The organism is Shewanella aegiceratis (assembly GCF_019457495.1).
Taxonomy (GTDB): domain Bacteria; phylum Pseudomonadota; class Gammaproteobacteria; order Enterobacterales; family Shewanellaceae; genus Shewanella; species Shewanella loihica.
In genome coordinates this window covers 2,258,357-2,279,859 of the sequence record NZ_CP080416.1, presented here as the reverse complement: position 1 = coordinate 2,279,859, position 21,503 = coordinate 2,258,357, and the positions used below count along the sequence as shown (strand labels likewise).

The window sequence follows — 21,503 nt, the reverse complement described above, 5'->3', positions numbered from 1 at the left end:
ATTGGCAATTTTCGCTTGAGGCGCAAATGCACCAGAACAAGGTCGCGAGAAATGTAAAAGATTAGGCAAGATAGAGTCGAAAGAATCAGGCAAAAGAAAGAGAGTGTGATGCCGCGTTATTGGCTAACTTAGATAGCACATTTGGGTACTCACCCGTTTGCGTATATCGAGCACTCTCTTAGTATGATTGTAGCCCTTTTGGTGTGATTTGCCCCCTGTTTTCGGGCCTTTTGGACGCTTTGGGGGAGTCAGTAAATAGGACCTGATTTTGGGGGCTAGTTTTGGGGTGTGGAGGCGCTTGCTGAAGCTACTCAACATCGACTCAATGGCTCTACTAATAGTCTTTAATCGGTCGTCTTAAATCGGTCGTCTTAAATCGGTCGTCTTAAATCAGTCGTCTTAAATCAGTCGTCTTAAATCAGTCCTCTTCAATCAGTCGCCTAAACCAACAAACTTATACAACATTCTTAGACATTGGACTCAAGCAATAAACTTAGACAATAGGCTTAAACAATGGACTTAGCTACCGTGCTTAGCCGAGCGCCTTTAGCGCTCTCTGAGTCATATCTTGGCTAAAGCCGTTGCGCTTATGATGCTCTGGCTGCCAGCCAGCAAGAAAGCGCTCAAAGTCGGCCCAGGCGAAGGGAAGTAGGTCACTCCACTCCGCTACCAAAGCCTCAATTTGCTCAGCCGCCCAACGACCAGAAAGCTGCTGTTTAAGGGACTTAAAATAGTGGCTACAGGCAGCGTCATAAATAGTCACCAACTGAGCCTCGTCCAGGCAGCTGCCCAGCAGATAGATAAAGTCTTTTACGCCAATGCCGGCACCGACATATTGAAAATCTAACGCCGCCATACCGTTAACGCCTAAGCTTTCAACCTCTTTGTGAAAGCAGAAGTTGGCAACCTTAGCATCGCCATGAACTAAGGTTTGAAACCTGGCTTGATTAAGCCTAGCGTCGATCACTTCTGAGGCGCGTTTCAAAGGTGAATCTGTCATAACTTCAAGCTCATCGGGCCGGGTTGCCAGGTGCCAGTAGGTGCCTATTGGCCAAAGGCCAGCGTAGGGCGCTGCATTTGGAAACTCCTTTTCTAACGGATGGTCTTTTGGTGAAGCTTCTGAAGCTTCATAGGCAAATTCATTGGCAAGTTGATAGCCAAGTTCATCGGCACATTCATAGGCAAACATGGCATGAAAACGGGCCAGCCATTCTATGCAGGCGTAAAGCTCGGCCTGGGTCAGGTTGATGCGGCGCTGATCGAACCCCTGTGCGTCGAGGTCGCTCATGACGAGCAACATCTCTTGGGTCACAGTATCTTGCTCAGCCGCTAGAAGTTGGGGGAGGTTAAGCACGCCCTGACAACGGGGAGCGAAGTCACGATACCAATTGAGCTCTACCTGATAAGAGCGCATCTTGCGTTGATGAGAGACTTCTGTGTCCCATTGGTGGGGATGACAGCTCTGTGTTGGCGGCGCGATATGCTTAACGATGACAGTTTGCGAAGCAGGCCTGTTAATTAAATCATCACGGGCGTTCTCCTGCGGTCTTTTAGGCAGGTAATGCACCATAAAGCGGGCTATCTCGCCATAGCCACTCCAAAGGGTCTGCAGTTTACCTAGTTTTATAACTTTTTCGCATGAGAGTGTTTCGCAAAGCAGTTGCTCAATATTCAAGATAGAGGATTCCTAGCTAGTCACTGACAGGGCATGCTGACATGACATAGGTTGTCATCAATTTGTCCCTATTGTCGCAGACAATAAAAACCGAGGAAAGGCGGCTTGCCGTCTTCCTCGGTTGGCCGTTTGCATATCCAGCGGTTATAGACTCGCAGAAGATGGGTAAAACAGGCAAAACATCGAACCTTAGGTTATGATTCTTGTTGTTAACTATTGATGATGTAAGGAGTTGTTATGACAAAGCATGTGGTGATCACAGGGGCAAATCGCGGGATAGGCTTAGGCTTTGTCAGGCATTATCTGGCTAAAGGCGATAGAGTGAGTGCCTGTTGCCGGCAGCCCGCTCAGGCAAGTGCCTTGATCCAACTGGCGGAGATCCATGCCAATCTCAACATTATTCAACTGGACGTTACCGATGATGTCTCGGTGCACGCCTTACCCCAGCATTTAAATGACGCGGCCATCGATATTTTGATCAATAACGCCGGCTACTATGGCCCTAAGGGGATAGGTTTCGGTCAGCTTAGGGCGGCAGAGTGGCAAAAGGTGCTTGCGGTTAATACCATAGCCCCCATCATGGTGACTCAGATCTGCTATCCCATGTTGCAAAAGGCGACTAATGCCAAAGTGATCTGTATCTCCTCAAAGATGGGGAGCATAGAGGATAACCAGAGTGGTGGCAGCTATCTCTATCGGTCATCAAAGGCGGGACTCAACGCTGCGCTTAAGAGCCTGGCTATCGACTTGAGTAGCGAGGAGATCTACTGCCTAGCGTTTCATCCTGGTTGGGTACAGACAGACATGGGCGGGCCCAACGCGCTGATCACAGTAAATGAGGCTGTAGATCAGATGGCTAGATGTATCGAAAACCTGAACGCAACTCAGTCAGGCCAGTTTTTAAACTTCGATGGCCAGCAGATCCCTTGGTAGCGGTTAAGGCAATTGTTGACTGGCTTGGGCGCTATGATAAACGGACTTTTATTAACGGTCTATGGCTAACGCCAAAGCGAAGTATTTAGCCTATTTGGCCGGAAAGGCTGGTGAAATACATTTTCTTACCGTAAAGCGATAACGGTATTTTGCCGTATCGTCTGGCACCACCTCGAGAATTTCATAGTCGTTGAGCTCAACCACGTTGGCATTCTCATTCTTTTCACAACGAGAGCGGCTATCGGCCTCGAGACGGTAGGCAAACTCGGCGATTAACTCGCGGATCTCACCCTGATAGGCGTGACGTAGCGAGGCGTATTCTTTTGCTAACGATGCCTCGCTCTCTGCTTGGCGAGATTGTTGATCATCTGGCTTTAGTTGGGCAGTTTCGGCGTTTGATAACGCGTCATCCTTCTCTGGCGCTTCAACGCTGGGTTGCGCCTTCATTTCTAAATTGGCGGCCACCTCATCAGTGTTTGCGGTTAGCAGCTTGTCTTGACCTTTGTTCGACTCTCCCTTTACCGATTCCTCAATGGTTTTTAAATCGTTCAGCGCCGATTCCACTCTCTCCTCCACATCACCGATTAGCAAGATCAAATGGTAGAGCAAGACCAAGGAGAGTACGAATCTCACCATCAGGGTGGTGAAACGGTAATGACTGTTACCTGTCAGCGAAAAGAGTTTGATACCAATGGGTTTTAACATCAGGGCTATCATGAGATAGAAAGGCATCAACAGCTGCACAAACAATAGTCCGATGGCGCTAATGCCCAAGATCCATGCGGGCAGAAGCAGCAAGATGGCAAAGTTATGAGTGTAATTAAAATGTGTTGCCGGTACGCCCACCACCTCGTTAACAATGGCACCGGCCATTGCCAGAGCATAGTTGGCCACGATAGCGTAGAAGAGCAGCAATACCGCCTTACCGGCGAGCGAGTGCCAGATACGCTCAAACAGAGGCCAAAACTCCAGGGTGAGGGCAATTGTGGTAATGATGGCCACTAAGCCTAAATGTTCGCTCATCAACAGTGGCGCGGCCAGTAGGTAAAGCCTTTGTGGCAGGGTGAGGCGTTGCCACACGTTCTTAAGGCCCTGGTTGAATCTTTGTGGTATCGAAGTGATCCGGTTGAGTTTGTCTTCCAGCGCAGGTTTTGAGAAATCTGTATTCACCCAATGACTCCATTATGATTTGGGATTGTTCAAGAAATATGCGCTTAATCGCATCCTTACTTCATTTAAGGGTTTTTATGTTACCTTGAGGTTAATTTAAGGTAAACAAACGAGTGAGGGATGAGTAGTAAATGGAGATAAGACCCTTAGCGCAGGAAGATTTTGAGCGAGTCATCGCCCTTGGTAATCTGGTGCATGGCGATGGCTATCTCGATGAGCAGATGCTTAGCGAGATGCAGCATAAGGCTTTTAAATCTGGCCTCAATGCAAACTTTGTTGCCTACTTAGAGGGCGAGTTAGTCGGCTTTCGGCTTACCTACGCGCCAGGCAATTGGTCGCTGGATCGCTGGTGCTCGCCAGCGCTTTGGCCTGTTGCACCCGAACAGTGCTGTTATTTTAAATGTAATACGGTCGCCGAGGAGGCTAGGGGACTCGGCATAGGTAAGGCCCTGCTTGAAAGCTCGATTGAAACCTGTAAGGCCCAAGGCGCCTTGGCTGGGGTGAGCCATCTCTGGAAACAGAGCCCAGATAACTCAGCCGTGGGCTACTTTACCAAGGCTGGAGGCAAGCTTATCAAGGAACATCCTGAGCGCTGGAACAATAACCCAGATCATCCCGACTATGTCTGCGTGCTGTGTGGCAGCGAATGTCATTGTGTCGCCTGTGAGATGATCCTGACTTTCTAGGTTAGGGAATTAACCAGCCATAACCTTATACGTCATCACTTTTTATAAGTCCTAAAAATTATGTCCTACGATCCTTTACTCAATGACTTTCCCGATGGTCAGCCCTGGCCAGACTCTTACTGGGCGACGACCGTCTCTCGTCCTGCACTCTTGCCAGCTCTCAGCGGCCGGATGCAAACTGATGTAGCCATCGTAGGTGGAGGCTTTACTGGTCTGCTGACCGCCTATTATCTTGCCAGCGAGTTTAATATTGACGCCAGGGTGTTAGAGGCAAATCAGATAGGCTTTGGCGCCAGCGGCCGCAATGCTGGTTTCGTACTCAAAGGCTCTGGACGTATGGGCTATAGTCAGATGGCCAAGAAGTGGGGCATGGAGACCACCAAAGGGATCTATGGTGAGTTCACGAGCGCGGTTTGCCGTGTCGAGCAGTTGATTGAACAGCATGAGATTGCCTGCGATCTTCAGCCCAAGGGCTATCTTAAGATAGCGCACAACGCCAAGGCCTATAGCACGTTAAAGGGAGCGGCCGACTTCATCGCCGAACATCTCGGCGATGATGCCCAGTTTCTCACGCCCAGTGAGCTTAAAGAGAGCTACATGGACAACCATCAAGCCTATGGCGCGCTGCGCCTTAACGATGGTTTCGGTGTAAACCCCCTAAAACTCTGCTTGGGCTATAAGCGCGTGGTGCAATCCCTTGGCGTTTCCTTGCATGAAAATAGCTGCGTGAGGGAGTGGTTAAAGGAGGGACCTCATCATAGACTCATAACCGATAAGGGAGAACTGATCGCAAAGCAGGTTGTCAGTGCCGGTAACGCCTATACGCCTAAACGTTTTAATCAAGTGGTTGATAATCGCTACCTGCCCATACTGAGTAACATCATAGTGACTGCGCCTCTCACTGATGCGCAACTTGAGGCGACGGGCCTTAAGACACATCAGGTGGTTATGGATACCCGCAGGCTCAAGTACTACTATCGCCTGCTTAGCGATAATCGATTGCTGTTTGGTGGCCGCGGCGCGATAAGCGGCGCCGATGCCAGCGATCCTCGCTATGGCGAGCGTTTAAAGAGTGCTATGGCAGATTGCTTCCCGGCGCTTGCCGAAATAACAGTTGATCATAACTGGACCGGATGGATCGCTGCCGCCTTAGATGATATGCCCCATGTATTTAGTCAGGGAAATATGGGTTACAGTCTGGGCTATTGCGGCTCAGGTGTCGCCTTCTCGGCCCAGGCTGCCTATCGCCTGGCGCAGCATATTGCCGGCGAGCGCTTGCCTGAGCTGCCGCTTTACCAATCACCACTGCCTAAGTTTCCCTTCGCGCGACTGCGACGCTTAGGACAAAGTGCCTATTATCAATATGCTTGGCTCAGGGACAGGTACAGTTAGGGCTGAATTTTTGATACCATAGCTCAACCACACGCAAAGCCGATGAGATGTTCTATAATTTTCTACTGTCGTTTTTTTAAACAGGTTAGAACTCATCGATAAAGGTTACCCGCTATGAAACATGTTGTAGATAAGATGCTCGATAAACATCAGAAACTGGTGCATTCAGAGGGCGTGAAAATTTTATCCCATACCCAGAGAGAGATTGATGAATGGGTGCAACATACGGTAACCATAGAAGGTTGTGACGCCCCCTTTAAGTTTCGCCGTACGAAGAAGTACCGCAGCCTACAGGGACACAAGGTGAATATGACCTATTACCCCGAAACCGAAACCGTTGCGGGCTTCGATTTCGAAGTGATGAAAGTGGTGCGTATCAAACGCTTCTAGCTTGATGCCATGTGCGTGCTATGTGCTTAGTGCAATTTGAGACGATAGCGCACGATAGACGGCAAGGTTCGGCGGATTTAGTTTAAGATTTGGCGCCTGAACTGATTTAAAAGCTGATTAATCCATTTCGGGTAAGCCGCTGTTCAGTTTGTGGCCAATATAATAGTGAAACGAAATAAGTGTTAGGCTTAAGAGGTTCACTATGCAAGCAAATGCCACCCCAAGACTCCAAGCACAGCTTAAACATATTCCAGCGGCGCAGGCCGGTGCACTTCACGCCGCCAATAGCCGAGCCTATTTTATCAAGCGTCTTATTCAGAGCGATTGTCAGCGGGTCACAGATTGCCTGGCGGAGCATTACTTCTTACCCGGCGCTATCAGTGTTAAGCAGCTCCTTTCCTATAAGAGTCGATTACTCGAACTCTATCGCTATGTGCTGTCGGCTGATCTTAGCAGTGTAGAGACAGACATTTTACTTGGGTATCTTTCACAGGGGATAGCGAGCCTGGACGATGCCATGGCGCGCACTGTGTAAGACGATTAAAATCACACTAAGCCTTGCGACAAAACAGAAAAAGAGTTGAAAGACTGACACAAAAAAGGAGCCATTTAGGCTCCTTTTTTATGAATGTAACTCAAATATAACTTTGCTTACTTAGCAGTCATCAGCGCAACTGCGTTGTCTAGCATACGGTTACTGAAGCCCCATTCGTTGTCGTACCATGCCATCACTTTAACCAGACGACCATTTACACGGGTCTGTGTCGCATCGAAGTTAGAAGAGAATGGGTTATGGTTGAAGTCGATAGAAACCAATGGCTCTTTGTTTACCGACAGCACTTCGCTCATAGGTGCAACACTTGCAGCGTTCTCGATGATGGCGTTGATCTCTTCAACAGTGGTGTCGCGCGCGGCAACGAAAGAGAGATCCACCAGAGATACGTTTACTGTAGGTACACGTACTGCCATACCGTCGAACTTACCAGCCAGCTCAGGTACCACTAGACCAACGGCTGCTGCAGCACCAGTCTTAGTTGGGATCATAGACATAGCAGCGGCACGAGCACGGCGTAGGTCTGTGTGATAAACGTCAGATAGACGCTGATCGTTAGTGTAAGCGTGGATAGTGGTCATCAGACCCGATTCGATACCAATCTCGTCGTTCAGCGGCTTAGCAAAAGGCGCCAGACAGTTAGTGGTACAAGAAGCGTTAGAGATCACAGTCATGTCAGAGGTGATCACATCGTTGTTTACGCCGTAAACAACAGTCGCGTCAACGTTCTTACCCGGTGCAGAGATGATCACTTTCTTCGCGCCAGCGTTTAGATGTGGCTGAACCGCTTCTTTAGAAGTGAAGATACCGGTACATTCGAACACAACATCGACTTCAAGCTCGGCCCAAGGCAGTTTAGCTGGGTCACGCTCAGAGAAAGTTTGGATTTTGTCTTCGTTGACGTAGATAGCTTCGTCGTCGTGCTCAACTTTGGCGTTGAAGCGACCATGTACAGAGTCGTACTTAGTCAGGTGAGCGTTGATTGAAGCATCACCCAGATCGTTGATGGCAACGATTTGGATGGGGTACTGCTTTTCGCTTTCATAAAGTGCGCGAAGTACGTTTCTACCGATACGGCCATAGCCGTTAATTGCTACGCGGATAGTCATCTCATATCCCTCAGGTAAATGTATAAAAATATCTGGTAGTAAAATTACCAAATTGACAGCTATCGTCAAGCAATATCGGGTTTTATTGGCTAGTTAGCTTAACAAATTTGCTGTTTTCTTTACAAAGATCAGATTTTTTACAAAAACCGGCTCGATTTCTGTAAAAAAAATACTAGTGGCAAACATTTTGCCAGCAAGGAGAATGGCTCAATTAAGACGAGGTATTTAACTGAGCGCGGATCTCACTAGAAGCGTAGTCACCGTTTTTCAGATGTTCCACTAAGGTATCGGCTTGTTCATCTAAAAAATGCGCCAGTTGCTGGTTGCCATTGATTAAGGCGTTCATTTTGGCATCGGACGCCGTGTTGCGCGTCATCAATACGTTGGCTTTTGAGAAGAGATAGGTTTTTTCCAGATCGTTTTGCTGGTGGTAGATGCTGGCGAGGCCTAATAGCCAGTCGGGATTAAAGCTGTCCGGATCGGCACTGTCTAACAGCTGCAGATAGAGCGTCTTAGCCTTGTCAAGATCCGACTTCTGGTAATAAGAGGCGAGACTGGCCAGGATATCGAGATCATTTATGCTACCTGCCTGTTGTGCCTTTATTACGCGAGACAGGGCCGCCTGGTCATTGAGGCGGATCCAGTGATAGTAGGAGAGATAGAGATCCGGGTTGTCCTTGGTCGTCTCTCTCAGCTGCGCCAGGTTCTGGGCGCTGATGCCAAAGGCTCGCACCCTATCGTTGGTGCGCTCTGGGTGCATGATGTGCTGCACGCCAGCGGCCAGTTCGATACATTTACTGTAGTTTTCCAGATTGATCAGATGCTGATAAATCTGCTTGCCGGTGGGCAAGGGGGTGTTTTTAAGGGTGTAACGCTTCTGGATTAGGTCGGCTCGCTCATATCGACACCAGCTATCACGATGTAAATCGTCGCAAAGCTCAGGATTATTTTTACAAATCGTGGCGGTATTAGCAGCATTATCACAGCCAAACAGGCTGAAAAGCGCCAAAAGAGACATAATTGGTGTAATGATTACAAAATTTAATCTCAAAAGCGTGTCTCCTTAGGATTTTATCTAATAAAATTACACGGTTAGAGAAAATATCTTACTAGATCGCAGGCTCACTTTTCATTACAATGGCGCCGACCAATAACAGGATTGACGTCCGATAATAATAGAGTATTGGTCTTTTCTTTTTGTTACTCAATCATTTCTACAATAAATGTAGTAAAAGTGAGATAAAGGATCTGTAAATGACCGCTGATAAACACCTACAAAGCTGGCAAGAACGTTTCGAAATGGCGGAGGCGATGCAGCCTCTACTTGGTAAGTTATATCGTAACCAAGGTGTAGAAGTCGTTCTATACGGTAAGCCACTTCTTAATGCTTCCACTATCGAGATCATTAAGTCACACCGTTTAGTGCGTCGTCATGTGGGTGACAAACTCAGATTACGCGAAAGTTTCCCGTTTGTTGAGGCACTTAGCAAACTAGCGGTGAAGCAATGTAAAGTTGATATCGGTAAATTAGCGGTTAACTACTGGCGCGAACATAAGGATGCGAGCCAGATCGAAGCCTACATGTCACAAGAGCTGGCTTCGGCAATCGATCATGAAGACAACCAAGAAGCACGCGATGTAGTGCTATACGGTTTCGGCCGTATCGGTCGTCTGCTTGCGCGCCTACTGATCGAAAGAACGGGTGTGAGCAACAAGTTGCGTCTTCGCGCTATCGTTCTGCGCGGCGGTCGTAAGGGCGATCTCGAGAAGCGCGCCAGCCTGCTGCGTCGTGACTCGGTACACGGTCCATTCAACGGCTCAGTAGAAGTCGATGAAGAGAACAACGCTATCATCGCCAACGGCACCTATATTCAGGTGATCTACGCCAACTCTCCAGATGAAGTGGATTATACGCGTTACGGCATCAACAACGCGCTGGTGGTTGATAACACAGGTATCTGGAAAGATGAAGATGGTCTGGGACTACACCTAAGATGTAACGGCGCCTCTAAGGTGCTGCTGACAGCACCGGCCAAGGGCGCAATTAAGAACATCGTTTACGGCGTTAACGAAAACGATATCCTGGATGAAGACACTATCGTCTCGGCGGCAAGTTGTACGACTAACGCCATCACGCCAGTACTGAAGGCGGTCAACGACAAGTATGGCATCGTCAACGGTCACGTTGAAACGATTCACTCATACACTAACGATCAAAACCTAATCGATAACTACCACAAAGCCGATCGTCGTGGTCGCAGCGCACCGCTGAACATGGTGATCACCGAAACTGGTGCGGCCAAGGCTGTTGCCAAGGCACTGCCAGTGCTTGCTGGTAAGCTAACCGGTAATGCGATTCGCGTGCCTACACCAAACGTATCTATGGCAATTATCAGCCTGAACCTGAATGGTGAAACCAGCAAAGAAGACATGAACGAGTACCTACGTAACGTCGCGCTATGTTCTGAGCTGCAAAACCAAGTTGACTTCACCGAGTCTACAGAGATCGTTTCTTCTGATCTGGTTGGTTCTCGCTACGCGGGTGTTGTCGACTCACAGGCGACCATCGCCGAGGGTAACCGTGCCATTCTTTATGTTTGGTACGATAACGAGTTCGGTTATAGCTGCCAGGTTGTTGGCGTAATGCAGAAGATGCTTGGTCTAAACTACCAGTCTCTGCCTGCTGCTTAAGCTTAGACGCTAGATAAATCTAAACGCCTCGGTAAGTACCGGGGCGTTTTTTTATCCATAAGAAGTTGAATATGCTTAACAAAGAGTCACAAAGGTGATTAATGCAGCAGTTGATGCAACAAACCTTGTTTAAGCCATAAATAGACGTTGACACTTTTAGGTAAATCGGTAGAATTCCTTTCCGCAGTCAGGGGAAAGCTCGATAGGGCACTTGGCTGGCAAGCGTTTCAGATGCGACATTAGCTCAGTTGGTAGAGCGATACCTTGCCAAGGTATAGGTCATCGGTTCGAACCCGATATGTCGCTCCAAATTTACGGTCAAACCGTAAACCGCTTCAGATAAAGGCGCGATGGCAGAATGGCTATGCTGCGGATTGCAAATCCGTCGATCTCGGTTCGACTCCGGGTCGCGCCTCCACTTTTCGTTTTAACGTAAATCACGATAAAACACACTAGGCCCGAGTGGTGGAATCGGTAGACACAAGGGATTTAAAATCCCTCGCTGGTAACAGCGTGACGGTTCAAGTCCGTCCTCGGGTACCATCATTATCAAAAGAATATGATTGAAATGAGCCTCGCTAATAAGTGGGGATTTGTTGTATTTGGGCAACCACTTTCTTATCTAACCTTAGAGTTAGCGTTCCATTTAATGTCAGCACTGCAACCCGGTTCTTACCATCAGCAAGTTTAGGTGTGTAAGTCTACTCCTTTAACAAAGCTAATGTGAGCCTGATCTCATCTTAAAGGATCTGCTAAATTTTGCTCATATCGTTCGATAATCTCTAAAAGAATTACGCTTTAACCCTTTAAAAATCAGGAAAGCTAGGGCGGGATAAGAAAAATATTGATATAGAAAAATATCCGCTTTGAAGGGCGATAAGACAGTGGTATAACTAGCCCCGACCCCCTTCTTATATCGACGTTTAGGAACACCACCATGATATTTAACCAGGTTGTACTGGCCCCCGCAGATCCCATTCTTGGTCTTACCGATGCTTTTAAGGCCGATCCTCGCGCAGATAAGGTTAATTTAGGTGTTGGCATCTATAAGGATGAGTCTGGCCAGACGCCGATCCTCAAGTCAGTTAAGTTAGCCGAGCAAAAGCTACTGGAAACCGAAACCAGCAAGAGTTATCTGGGTATCGATGGTGTGATCGCTTATAACCAAGCGGTACAAGGTTTGTTGTTTGGCGCAGATCACGTCGTGATGAGTGAGAAGCGCGCGGTAACGGCTCAGGCGCCGGGCGGTACAGGTTCGCTTAGAATGGCGGCCGAATTCGTGGTACGTAATACCGATTCTCGCACCGTTTGGGTAAGCAATCCTACCTGGGCAAACCACAACAACATTTTCCAGTCTGCCGGTCTAACCGTTAAGCAATATGGTTACTACGATGCGGCCAGTCATGACATCGATTTCGACGCCATGCTTACCAGCTTGGAGCAGGCCGACAGCGGCGATCTACTCTTGCTGCATGGCTGCTGCCACAACCCAACGGGTATCGATCTTAACATCAGTCAATGGGAAGTGATTGCCCAGCTTTGTGTCGACAAAGGACTGATCCCTTTGTTTGACTTCGCCTATCAAGGTTTTGGTGCTGGCGTAGAAGAAGACGCTCAAGGACTTCGTCTGGTTGCGAGCAAGGTGCCTGAACTCTTGGTAGCTAACTCATTTTCGAAAAACTTTGGTCTCTACAATGAGCGTATTGGCGCCGTGACCTTAGTCGCCGAAGATGAAGAGACGGCCAAACGTGCCTTTAGCCAGATCAAGAGTACCATCCGCAGCAGCTATTCTAATCCACCGGCACATGGTGCATTGATTGTAGCGACCATTCTCGGTGACGCTGAGCTGCGCAAGTTATGGGAAGAAGAGCTGACACAAATGCGCGAGCGTATCGCAGAGATGCGCGTACTGTTCGTCAAGACATTATCTGAGCAGGGCGTCGAGCAAGATTTCAGTTTTATCTCGGCGCAAAACGGCATGTTTAGCTTCTCTGGTCTTAATAAGGATCAGGTGGCACGCCTGAAAGAGGAGTTTGGCGTCTATATCGTAGGTTCGGGCCGCATCAGTGTTGCCGGCATGACCCGTGCTAACATGGATACCATCTGCCGCGCTATCGCACAGGTGCTGTAAGCTTTATAATAGGTAAAACACGATTAACAAAAACGCCACGCTAGCAATAACGTGGCGTTTTTTTATGCCAGTGCATCGAGCGCTTGCGGCTCAACGATGAGAGACAGAGCGTCTGCCAGCGCCGCTCTATCGTGGAGCGCCTGATGATGGCGACTACGTAGCGGGTAGTGGGTGACTATGCCTGTGGTGAGATATCTGTCACCGTGACAAAGCACATGATCGACGGCTTTATTGCCCATTACCTGTTTAAACCAGCCAAGGCGTTTCTCCAGGCTGAAGTTCGCCGCGGCCGAGGGCTCCTGGGTGAGATTATCGATCAGAATCACTTTCGCCTTAGAGGCATGCAGCGCCTCAGCTAGCTTAGGCAGCAGGAGTGGCGGCATTATGCTAGTCAAAAAGCTTCCAGGGCCTAAGATGATGAGATCGGCTTGACGAACCGCCTCACAGGCCTCGAGGGTGGCATCCACCATAGGTTCCAGCGATAGGGCGATAGGGTCTTCACACTTCTGGTCCACCTCGACTTCGCCGAAGATACGATTACCACACGACTGAATCGCGACCAGATGGGTAGGCTGCTCCGACATGGGGATCACCTTGGTCTCAATGTTGAGCAGCTTGCGGATCAGATTGACCGCATCTAACGGCCGCACACAAAGGTCGTCAAGCGCCATCAGCACCAGGTTACCCAGATTGTGATTAGCAAGTTCACTATTACCGCCGAATCGATATTCAAACAGCAGTGAGCCGACGGAAGGGCGGCTGGCGAGTTGGGACAGGCAATTACGCAGATCGCCCCAGGCGATGCAGTCTTGTTGCTGGCGTAGTCGTCCGGTAGAACCACCGTTATCTGTGGTCGCGACTATACCCGTCAGTTTAGGGCCGAGAAATGAGAGAGAGGATAAGACTCGGCCCAGTCCATGGCCTCCGCCGATGGCGACGACATGTTGATATTGATTGATGGCACAATCGCGCATTTCGGGTATTTCCTTCCTGAATCCCCATTTACCTGCCGCTCATTATAACCAAATCCCCCTCTAGGTATAGCGGTTTTGTTCATCGCCTAGATGACATATAATGCCGCCCATGAACTCATTATAAGAGCGAAGCATTTGAGAACAGGTCACATCAACAAGTTGATACTTTCCTTAGGAATCGTTGCGCTGGTGGTATTGGCGGTAAAGCTATTCTTGATAGAGCGCAAAACCGAGCCAGACCAGGCGCCGGGGACGATTTTGAAAAATCGCAGTCAGTTTAGTGCCATCCCAGATTTTCAGGCGATCGGCGATGTCGGCACGAAAAAGCAGGCCTTCTTCGATTTCCTTCGCCCGGCTATTAGGCATCACAATGCGGTGATTAGCGATGAGCGTAAGTTCCTGGAACAATCTCGCGCACACCTGGCTAACCAACAGCCCCTGTCCGAGGCCGAGGACTATCGTATCTTGCAGCTCGCGAGCAAATACCAGTATTCGATGCGCACCGCTACCCTGGAGTCTCTTGATGAGCTACTAACACGGGTCGATACCATTCCCGAAGACTTAGTACTCATTCAGGCGGCTAACGAGACAGGTTGGGGCAGTAGCCGTTTTGCCAGAGAAGGGATGAACTTCTTTGGGCAATGGTGCTTTAAGAAGGGCTGCGGTCTGGTGCCGCAATCGCGAAGCGAAGGGCTAAGCCATGAAGTGGCCGTCTTTAAGAGCGTAGAAGATTCGGTGGGCTCCTATATGCGTAACCTCAATTCGAATGCGGCTTATTCGCTGCTGCGCGCCATTCGCGCCGATCTAAGGGCGCAGAATCAGCCGGTTAGCGCAGAGAAGTTGGTGTACGGTCTAATGAATTACTCAGAGCGTCAAGAAGCTTATGTTGAAGAGCTGCTTGATATGCTACGTCATAACAATCAATTTTTGGTGGAAAATCATGAACAAAGGCCTGCTGTGTAGTTGCCTGCTTCTGGCAACGAGTGTTGTTCAGGCAACGCCCATCTCTCTCGACTATCAGGGCTTCTATCAAAGAATGAAGCAGATGAACAAAGGCAACTATTCGCTTATCGATATCGCCTTTTCCGTCCCTAAAGCGAACGGCTGTGTTATCGAGAGTGGCTCAATCACCACGGAGAAACGCAATTATCCATTGACGATCTCCAATGACCAACGTCTGTATATTCCGTTCGATGAGACCCTAAAGTCCGAGCGTGCCCTGATCAATCTGCAGATGAAAAATGATGCCACCCGCTGCGGTGTCGCCATGCAGATCCGCGCCAAATCACCTTCGCGAGACTATAGCCAGGCAGCACTCAGCGAGCTGGCAACCCAGATGGATGAGCTACTCAAGCAGATGCAGGGCTTTCCGATGAAATATTTCGCCGAGGATATTGCCGGCGTCAGCTTTGAGTTTGCGGGTAAGGCGCAGGTGACGATCGATGGTAAAGCGCAGCAGGTTGACGGCATCTATCGCTTAGCAAGTGATGAAATAAGAGCGCTAAGTAAGATAAGTTTTAGTGAAACGCCTAAGGTGGTCAGCCCTTGGGTGAAAAGCTCCTAATCTAAGCGCCTCATTGGTCACGATGACTGAATAATAAAAAAGCCCTCAACTGAGGGCGTTTTTATATCTGAGATACGCGCCTAAGGCGTATAGGTGCTCACCACATCGATTTTGAGCAGATCACTGCTGCGTTTAGCTGCGTCGAGATCGATATGACCACTGTTGGCCAAGTCGAGGAAATCGAATGCCGGCAGGTCTGACTCGGCAACATCACCTTTCATCGGTGCATCGGGATCTTGCTTCAAAGAGACGAAATCAAACTGGTCTCGGTCAACGCCCTGTGACGGGCTGGTATTTTGCATCGCGGTGAAGATAGTTTCGATACGGCCCGGGAACTGCTTATCCCAGCTCTTGAGCATCTCTTTTACCGCCGCACGCTTAAGGTTTTCCTGTGAGCCACATAGGTTACAAGGGATGATAGGAAATGCCTTTAACTCGGCATATTCGGCGATATCTTTCTCGCGGCTGTAGGCGAGGGGACGGATCACTACGTTAGCGCCATCATCTGAGAGCAGCTTAGGTGGCATTGCCTTGAGCTTGCCGGCGTAGAACATGTTGAGGAACATGGTCTCGATGATGTCGTCTCTGTGATGACCCAGGGCGATCTTAGTCGCGCCGATCTTCTGGGCAAAACCGTATAAGGTGCCGCGGCGCAGACGACTGCAGAGCGAGCAGGTGGTCTTGCCTTCGGGGATCTTATCTTTAACGATAGAGTAGGTGTCCTTCTCGAGAATATGGTAAGGCACCTTTAGGCTATCTAAGTAAGCCGGCAGAATATCTTCTGGGAAACCGGGCTGTTTCTGATCCAGGTTGACGGCTACCAGGTTAAAGTTAACCGGCGCTCTCTGCTGCAGATTGACCAGGATATCCAGCATGGCATAACTGTCTTTGCCGCCGGAAAGACAGCACATGACGGTGTCGCCCTCTTCAATCATGTTGTAATCGGCGATGGCACTACCGACTTCGCGCCTTAGGCGCTTTTGTAGCTTGTTTAGCCGAGTTATCTGTTTCTTTGAGAGGGTTTCTTCAGACATAATAAAAAACGCGCCTAGTATCGTAAAATTCTGGGCGCGTAGTATAGCTTAAAAAATGGGGCTAAAGAAGATGGCCTAAGGCGATCATTCCTCTTCTAACGGTGACTTATAACCGTCGGGCTTAATCGCCAGCAGGTCGCAGTTGATGCTGTCGATCACATGCTCGGCGGTGTTACCGATAAGCGCCGCCGAGAAGCCTGTGCGACCCACGGTACCTAAGATCACCAGCTCGGCATCGAGCTGCTCGGCGAGCTCAGGGATCACATCCTCAGGCAGACCTTCCTTGATATGGCAGAAGTCGCTAGAGATACCATAGTTGCTGGCAAGGTAACAGACGCGCTGCTCATGCTGCATGCGAATAGTTTCGCTATAGGTGTGCGCATCGAAGTCAGGTAGCTCGATGGCCAGGTTTACTGGGGTACCAGGGTAACCATTCACCAGATGTACCTGAGCATCGAATTTCTTGGCCAGATCCAGGGCATGTTCGATGATCTTACCGTTAAGGGTTTGATGATCGTCATCTTCCGAGGCCACGTTGATGGCGCACAGGATCTTACCGGCCACCGGCCAGTCATGTTCTTTCACCAAAAGAACCGGCACTGGCGCCTTACGCATCAGGTGCCAATCGGTCGGGGTAAAGATCACCGACTTGAGTTTGTCGTGTTCGTGTGTGCCTTTAACGATCAGATCATAGCCGCCTTCGATGGCGTGTAAGATGATGCTCTCGAAGGGACGATTGTGCCAGATCACTTCGCTGTCGATGGCGACGCCGCTATCTTTGTAACCGGCGAGGATATCGTCCAGCCAGGCTCTGCGCTGGGCAATCACGCCTTGGCGCATGGCTTCGCGTTCATGACCGGACAGGATAGAGGTCATCTCGTAGGAAAAATCGAAAATAGAGAGAAAAACGGTGATTGACGCTTGGTTTTTAGAGGCCAGTTCGACGGCTCTGGCGAGGGCAGATTGCTTGTCGCTTGTTGGATCCACTACAACAAGGATCTTATGATAGTCCTTCATAGATTCTTCCTTTATCTGAGGTGGTACTTAAATAATGAGCGATATAGGGCAAATTGCCTTGTTTTAGATCAAATTTGCCCAGAAAATCGGCTAATTAGCGGCCTATCTTGTTGTTACCGGCTAACTTGTTGAGCGAGTCAAAATCGACGATGGTAATGTACTTTCCTTTTACCTCGATCAATTCTGCTTTTTGGAAGCGTCCCAGGAGACGGCTGATGGTTTCAACAGTCAGACCAAGATAGTTACCAATATCACCGCGTGTCATGGTGAGACGGAACTCTTTGGGCGAGAAACCACGGCTGCCGAAACGGCTGGCCAAATTACTGATAAATGCCGCTAGACGCTCCTCGGCGTTCTTCTTACTAAGTAGCAAGATCATCTCTTGGTCGCTTTGGATCTCGTTGCTCATCAGACGCATGATCTGCTGTCTGAGCTTAGGCATGGTGCCGGAGAGTTCGTCTAAGGTATCGAAAGGAATTTCACATACCATAGAGGTCTCTAGTGCCTGGGCGAAACTCTGGTGGATCTGAGAGTGAATGCCATCGAAACCTATCACATCACCGGCCAGATGAAAGCCTGTGATCTGCTCATCACCCTGTTCGGTGATGGTGTAGCTCTTGATGGTACCTGAGCGAATCGCATAGAGAGATTTTAACGAGTCGCCAGACTTAAAAATTTGCTCGCCTTTCTGTATCGGTTTCTTACGTTCAATAATGTCATCAAGCTGATCTAGCTCGTTGTTATTCAACGTGAAAGGGATACACAAAGTACCCATGCTGCAGTCATGACAATGAATGGCGCATCCGGGTACAGCCGAACGACGACTTTTAATATTATCTGTCATAATCTCTCTCGAATTTCACAATTAGGCTTATGTTAAACTAATTTAATAGTCACAGCTAGCCTAGCTGCGCAAATGCAATATACAAAGTGTGTATGCCAAAGCTTACTAAGATTAAGCCACTGATAAGCCTTACTTTTCGTGCCTGTACTAGCTGGGCAAAATAGCGTGCGGCGATGCCGACACTGACCAGCGCAGGCAGGGTGCCTAGACCGAAGGCGGCCATGATCATCGCCCCTTGCTGCGCCGAGTTTGCCGCAACCGCCCAGGTAAGTGTGCTATAGACCAAGCCACAGGGCAGCCATCCCCATAGCAGACCCGCCGCAAAGGCTTGTTTTAAATCTGTTATCGGTAACAACTTATTCGCAATAGGACCGATGAATCGCCACAATAATTTCCCCACGCGCTCAATCTGCACCACTCCAGACCAGATCTGCGCAATATAGAGGCCAGTGACTATCATCATCACACCGGCAAATACACGCATGCCAATCAGGTAAGCATCGATGCTAAAGAGGGTGCTGAGCAGGCTGGCCGAGCCGCCAACTAGCGCTCCTGCCAGGGTATAGCTGAGAATACGGCCCAGGTTATAACTCAGGATAAACTGCAGTTGACCCAGCAGGATATTATCGCTGGCCTTTCTTGGGAGCTGCTGGGAGAAGGCGCCCACCAGGCCACCACACATGCCGATGCAATGGCCTGCGCCCATCAGGCCGACGAGGAAAGCGCCGGTAATGCTAAAGTCGATCAACGCGGCGTCGACTCATCGCTGGATTCGCTTGGCTTCTGTTTGATGTCGTCATCGAACAGGATAGACACGCTCTGTCTGTCGAGATCGTCAAATTGTTCAGATTTAACCGCCCAGAAGAAGATGCCTACGGCAACCAGCACGAACAGCATGGCGATAGGGATCAAGACATAGATAATACTCATACACGAACCTTTAGTAGTCTGAGGCTATTGGCGACAACAATTAATGAGCTGGCCGACATACCTATGGCGGCAATGTAGGGTAACACGTGTCCAGTTACCGCTAAAGGAATGATAAGCAGGTTATAGCCAAGCGCCCAGATCAGGTTTTGTCTGATGATCTGCTCGGTCATCTTGGCGATGCGAACAGCCTGAGGAAAGCGTGATAGCTGATCGCCGAGCAGGATAAGATCGGCGCTGTTTTTAGCAATGTCCGCGCCGCTGCCCATGGCTACAGACAGATTGGCACCTGCCAGAACTGGCGCATCGTTTACACCATCGCCGAACATGACGACCTGCTTGCCCTCATCTTTTAGCTGATTGATAAGTTTAAGTTTATCTTGGGGCTTGAGGCCTTTGTGCAAGTTTTCTATGCCAACTTCTTTGGCAACTTGCTCTACGTGTTCACTGGTGTCACCACTGGCGATACAGGTAGCAAAGCCCATCTCTTTGAGGGTTACCAGAGTTGCCTTAGCATCTTCTCGCACCGTATCGCTAAGGGTAAAACCGGCGAGTAGCGCGTCGGTATCGGCAAGATAGACGCTGTGCTGGCCGTCGATAGCGGTAAGCCCTGTGTTTTGGCGAATGAAATCCGCGCTGCCGAGATAATAGTGAGTGCCATTGACCTTAGCCTGCACGCCCGCACCTGCTAGATACTGACTCTCATCCAAGCGATAGCCACTCTTGTAGTAAGGTGCAAACGCTTTAGCGATGGGATGAATCGAATGCGACTCCATGGCGGCGGCGATGGCCAGCACATCGAGAGAGGCATCCTGGTTAAAACACTGAGTAAATTTCTTAGTCTCGCGCAGCGTGAGGCTGCCGCAGGTGAGAGTGCCCGTTTTATCAAACACCACCTGATCGACTTTGGGTAGCTTCTCAAACACACCTGGACGGCGAGCAACCACACCAAGCCTGGTAAAGAGGCCGGTAGCGCAGGTGACCGCCGTCGGGGTCGCCAACGCCAGCGCGCAGGGGCAGGTAGCGACCAAGACGGAAAGCGTGACCCAAAAGGCATCTTCCGGCCAATAGTGCTTCCATACCAGATAGGTGAGGGCGGCAACCACTAAGATGGTCCAGGTAAAATAGTTGGAGATGGTATCGACGTAGAGCGCCACCTTAGGCTTGTTGTTCGATGCCGCCTCTTGCAGGCGAATGATTTCGGCGACCAATTGGTCTTGCCCAGTCGCGGTGACCTTGACCTTTATCGGATGATCCACATTGATGGTGCCCGCATACACCTGGCTGGTGATATTCTTGGTCACCGGCATCTGCTCGCCAGTAAGCATGGCTTCATTGACGCTGCTCATCCCCTCTATGATATCGCCATCGGCGGCAATTACCTCGCCGGGTTTGACCATGATGAGATCGCCAACCTTGAGACGCTTGGCCGGCACTTCGGTTTGATTACCTTCATCGTCCAAAAGGTTAGCGGTAAGCGGGATCAATTTGTGCAGGTTATTGGAGCTAATGGAGGCTTTTTGCCGCGCATTTTGCTCGAAATAGCGTCCCAGCAGCAGGAAGAAGGTAAACATGCTGACGGATTCGAAATAGACTTCGCCCTGGCCAGATACCGTGGCGATACAGCTGGCGATATAGGCGCCGCAGATGGCGATGGACACAGACACGTCCATATTGAGCCGGCCTGATAACATGGCGCGCACGGCGCTGAAATAGAAGGGCTGCGCCGAATAGAAGACCACAGGCGCGGCGAAGATCATGCTGACCCAGCGAAAATAGTCCCTGAACTCCACGTCGAGATCGGTAAAGTAATCAGAGTAGAGCGCCAGGGCAAACATCATCACCTGCATGGTGGCAAAGCCTGCCAGGCCAAGTCTGAGCAGGAACTTACGACTGTTCTTCTTGCTCTGGATCTCTTCGTCATCCACCTGATAAGGGGCCGCCTGATAGCCGATACGGCTGATCTGCGCCAGGATCTCTGACAGCTTGAGTTTTTCGGGATCCCAGCTGACCTGGGCCCGCTCTGTGGTGGTGTTGACCGCTATCTTATTGATGCCTTCGAGATGCTGCAGCTTATGTTCGATCAACCAGGCGCAGGCCGCGCAGGTAATGCCATCTATGGTTAGAGAGGTGCTGGCACTCTGTTTGTCTTGATGCACAAAGTCCTGCTGCACCTCTTTAAGATCGAAGGCGGAAAATGCGTTAAGGGCTTCGGGCACCAGCGCAGTCTGCTTGCTGCCTGGCTCGGTGCGATACTTATAATAGTTAGTCAGTCCCGCCTCTATGATGGCGGCAGATACCGCCTGGCAGCCGGGGCAACACATGGGCTGAGGGACATTGTCGATAAGGGTCTCGAACTGGCGGCCGGTGGTTACCGGCTCGCCGCAATGAAAGCAGTTTAACGCATCCATAA

The 21,503-nt window shown here is 49.7% G+C and carries 20 protein-coding genes and 3 tRNA genes; 12 read left to right on the top strand and 11 right to left on the bottom strand.

Going from position 1 to position 21,503, the window contains the following annotated elements; genetic code table 11:
• Nucleotides 1–532: 532 nt before the first annotated feature.
• The gene (locus K0H80_RS10200; RefSeq protein WP_258406071.1) at nucleotides 533–1,675 is read right to left on the bottom strand and encodes an ecdysteroid 22-kinase family protein; all 1,143 of its coding nucleotides are present in this window, start codon (nucleotides 1,673–1,675) and stop codon (nucleotides 533–535) included.
• A 237-nt stretch (nucleotides 1,676–1,912) separates the two neighbouring features.
• Here K0H80_RS10200 and K0H80_RS10195 point away from each other — a divergent pair, with 237 nt between their 5' ends.
• Nucleotides 1,913–2,608: an SDR family oxidoreductase gene (locus tag K0H80_RS10195; RefSeq protein WP_220071486.1), complete on the top strand. Its 696-nt coding sequence runs from the start codon at nucleotides 1,913–1,915 to the stop codon at nucleotides 2,606–2,608.
• A gap of 90 nt (nucleotides 2,609–2,698) precedes the next feature.
• Here K0H80_RS10195 and K0H80_RS10190 read toward each other — a convergent pair whose 3' ends face one another.
• Nucleotides 2,699–3,778 (bottom strand): hypothetical protein, encoded by a 1,080-nt coding sequence (locus K0H80_RS10190; protein WP_220071485.1) that lies wholly within the window; start codon nucleotides 3,776–3,778, stop codon nucleotides 2,699–2,701.
• Nucleotides 3,779–3,909: 131 nt separating this feature from the next.
• Between K0H80_RS10190 and K0H80_RS10185 the strand changes: the two genes are divergently transcribed.
• From K0H80_RS10185 to K0H80_RS10170, 4 genes are all read left to right on the top strand, one after another.
• Nucleotides 3,910–4,464 (top strand): GNAT family N-acetyltransferase, encoded by a 555-nt coding sequence (locus K0H80_RS10185; RefSeq protein WP_220071484.1) that lies wholly within the window; start codon nucleotides 3,910–3,912, stop codon nucleotides 4,462–4,464.
• A gap of 60 nt (nucleotides 4,465–4,524) precedes the next feature.
• Entirely contained in the window at nucleotides 4,525–5,856 is a 1,332-nt protein-coding gene (locus K0H80_RS10180) for an NAD(P)/FAD-dependent oxidoreductase (RefSeq protein WP_220071483.1), read from the top strand.
• A gap of 114 nt (nucleotides 5,857–5,970) precedes the next feature.
• A complete protein-coding gene (locus tag K0H80_RS10175) occupies nucleotides 5,971–6,246 on the top strand; it encodes a hypothetical protein (RefSeq protein ID WP_011865802.1) in 276 nt (91 codons plus the stop codon).
• A 202-nt stretch (nucleotides 6,247–6,448) separates the two neighbouring features.
• Nucleotides 6,449–6,781, top strand: coding sequence for a hypothetical protein (locus K0H80_RS10170; RefSeq protein WP_220071482.1), 333 nt, complete (start codon nucleotides 6,449–6,451; stop codon nucleotides 6,779–6,781).
• Nucleotides 6,782–6,897: 116 nt separating this feature from the next.
• Here K0H80_RS10170 and gap read toward each other — a convergent pair whose 3' ends face one another.
• Together gap and K0H80_RS10160 are read right to left on the bottom strand one after the other, a co-directional pair.
• Nucleotides 6,898–7,908, bottom strand: coding sequence for a type I glyceraldehyde-3-phosphate dehydrogenase (gap, locus tag K0H80_RS10165; protein ID WP_220071481.1), 1,011 nt, complete (start codon nucleotides 7,906–7,908; stop codon nucleotides 6,898–6,900).
• A gap of 211 nt (nucleotides 7,909–8,119) precedes the next feature.
• A complete protein-coding gene (locus K0H80_RS10160; RefSeq protein WP_220071480.1) occupies nucleotides 8,120–8,926 on the bottom strand; it encodes a DUF2989 domain-containing protein in 807 nt (268 codons plus the stop codon).
• A gap of 236 nt (nucleotides 8,927–9,162) precedes the next feature.
• Between K0H80_RS10160 and K0H80_RS10155 the strand changes: the two genes are divergently transcribed.
• The 5 genes from K0H80_RS10155 to K0H80_RS10135 all read left to right on the top strand — a co-directional run bounded on the left by K0H80_RS10155 (nucleotide 9,163) and on the right by K0H80_RS10135 (nucleotide 12,730).
• The gene (locus tag K0H80_RS10155; protein WP_011865798.1) at nucleotides 9,163–10,599 is read left to right on the top strand and encodes a glyceraldehyde-3-phosphate dehydrogenase; all 1,437 of its coding nucleotides are present in this window, start codon (nucleotides 9,163–9,165) and stop codon (nucleotides 10,597–10,599) included.
• Nucleotides 10,600–10,832: 233 nt separating this feature from the next.
• Nucleotides 10,833–10,908 (top strand) — tRNA-Gly (locus K0H80_RS10150).
• Between the two features lie 35 nt (nucleotides 10,909–10,943).
• Nucleotides 10,944–11,017, top strand: a tRNA-Cys gene (locus tag K0H80_RS10145).
• A gap of 38 nt (nucleotides 11,018–11,055) precedes the next feature.
• Nucleotides 11,056–11,142: transfer RNA gene (locus tag K0H80_RS10140), tRNA-Leu, on the top strand.
• 394 nt (nucleotides 11,143–11,536) lie between these two features.
• Nucleotides 11,537–12,730, top strand: coding sequence for an amino acid aminotransferase (locus tag K0H80_RS10135; protein WP_220071479.1), 1,194 nt, complete (start codon nucleotides 11,537–11,539; stop codon nucleotides 12,728–12,730).
• A 62-nt stretch (nucleotides 12,731–12,792) separates the two neighbouring features.
• Here K0H80_RS10135 and yvcK read toward each other — a convergent pair whose 3' ends face one another.
• A complete protein-coding gene (gene yvcK, locus K0H80_RS10130; protein WP_220071478.1) occupies nucleotides 12,793–13,704 on the bottom strand; it encodes a uridine diphosphate-N-acetylglucosamine-binding protein YvcK in 912 nt (303 codons plus the stop codon).
• 135 nt (nucleotides 13,705–13,839) lie between these two features.
• On the opposite strand from yvcK, the gene K0H80_RS10125 reads away from it, so the two are divergent.
• Nucleotides 13,840–14,667: a glucosaminidase domain-containing protein gene (locus tag K0H80_RS10125; RefSeq protein ID WP_220071477.1), complete on the top strand. Its 828-nt coding sequence runs from the start codon at nucleotides 13,840–13,842 to the stop codon at nucleotides 14,665–14,667.
• A complete protein-coding gene (locus K0H80_RS10120) occupies nucleotides 14,645–15,268 on the top strand; it encodes a DUF2987 domain-containing protein (RefSeq protein ID WP_220071476.1) in 624 nt (207 codons plus the stop codon). Before K0H80_RS10125 ends, K0H80_RS10120 begins: the two co-directional genes overlap by 23 nt.
• Before the next feature lie 80 nt (nucleotides 15,269–15,348).
• Here the strand turns inward: K0H80_RS10120 and ttcA are convergent, their stop codons facing one another.
• From ttcA to K0H80_RS10090, 6 genes are all read right to left on the bottom strand, one after another.
• Nucleotides 15,349–16,302: a tRNA 2-thiocytidine(32) synthetase TtcA gene (gene ttcA, locus K0H80_RS10115; protein WP_220060731.1), complete on the bottom strand. Its 954-nt coding sequence runs from the start codon at nucleotides 16,300–16,302 to the stop codon at nucleotides 15,349–15,351.
• Between the two features lie 84 nt (nucleotides 16,303–16,386).
• Nucleotides 16,387–17,319 carry a universal stress protein UspE gene (uspE, locus tag K0H80_RS10110; protein ID WP_144199325.1) on the bottom strand — a complete coding sequence of 311 codons (933 nt, stop codon included), beginning with the start codon at nucleotides 17,317–17,319 and terminating at the stop codon, nucleotides 16,387–16,389.
• Nucleotides 17,320–17,413: 94 nt separating this feature from the next.
• On the bottom strand, nucleotides 17,414–18,163 hold the full coding sequence (etrA, locus tag K0H80_RS10105) for an electron transport transcriptional regulator EtrA (protein ID WP_011865791.1): 750 nt from the start codon (nucleotides 18,161–18,163) through the stop codon (nucleotides 17,414–17,416).
• 55 nt (nucleotides 18,164–18,218) lie between these two features.
• A complete protein-coding gene (locus tag K0H80_RS10100) occupies nucleotides 18,219–18,911 on the bottom strand; it encodes a sulfite exporter TauE/SafE family protein (protein ID WP_220071475.1) in 693 nt (230 codons plus the stop codon).
• Nucleotides 18,908–19,093, bottom strand: coding sequence for a cbb3-type cytochrome oxidase assembly protein CcoS (gene ccoS / locus K0H80_RS10095; RefSeq protein WP_220042481.1), 186 nt, complete (start codon nucleotides 19,091–19,093; stop codon nucleotides 18,908–18,910). The genes K0H80_RS10100 and ccoS overlap by 4 nt, the downstream gene beginning before the upstream one ends.
• Nucleotides 19,090–21,501 carry a heavy metal translocating P-type ATPase gene (locus K0H80_RS10090; protein ID WP_220071474.1) on the bottom strand — a complete coding sequence of 804 codons (2,412 nt, stop codon included), beginning with the start codon at nucleotides 21,499–21,501 and terminating at the stop codon, nucleotides 19,090–19,092. The genes ccoS and K0H80_RS10090 overlap by 4 nt, the downstream gene beginning before the upstream one ends.
• Nucleotides 21,502–21,503 lie beyond the last annotated feature (2 nt).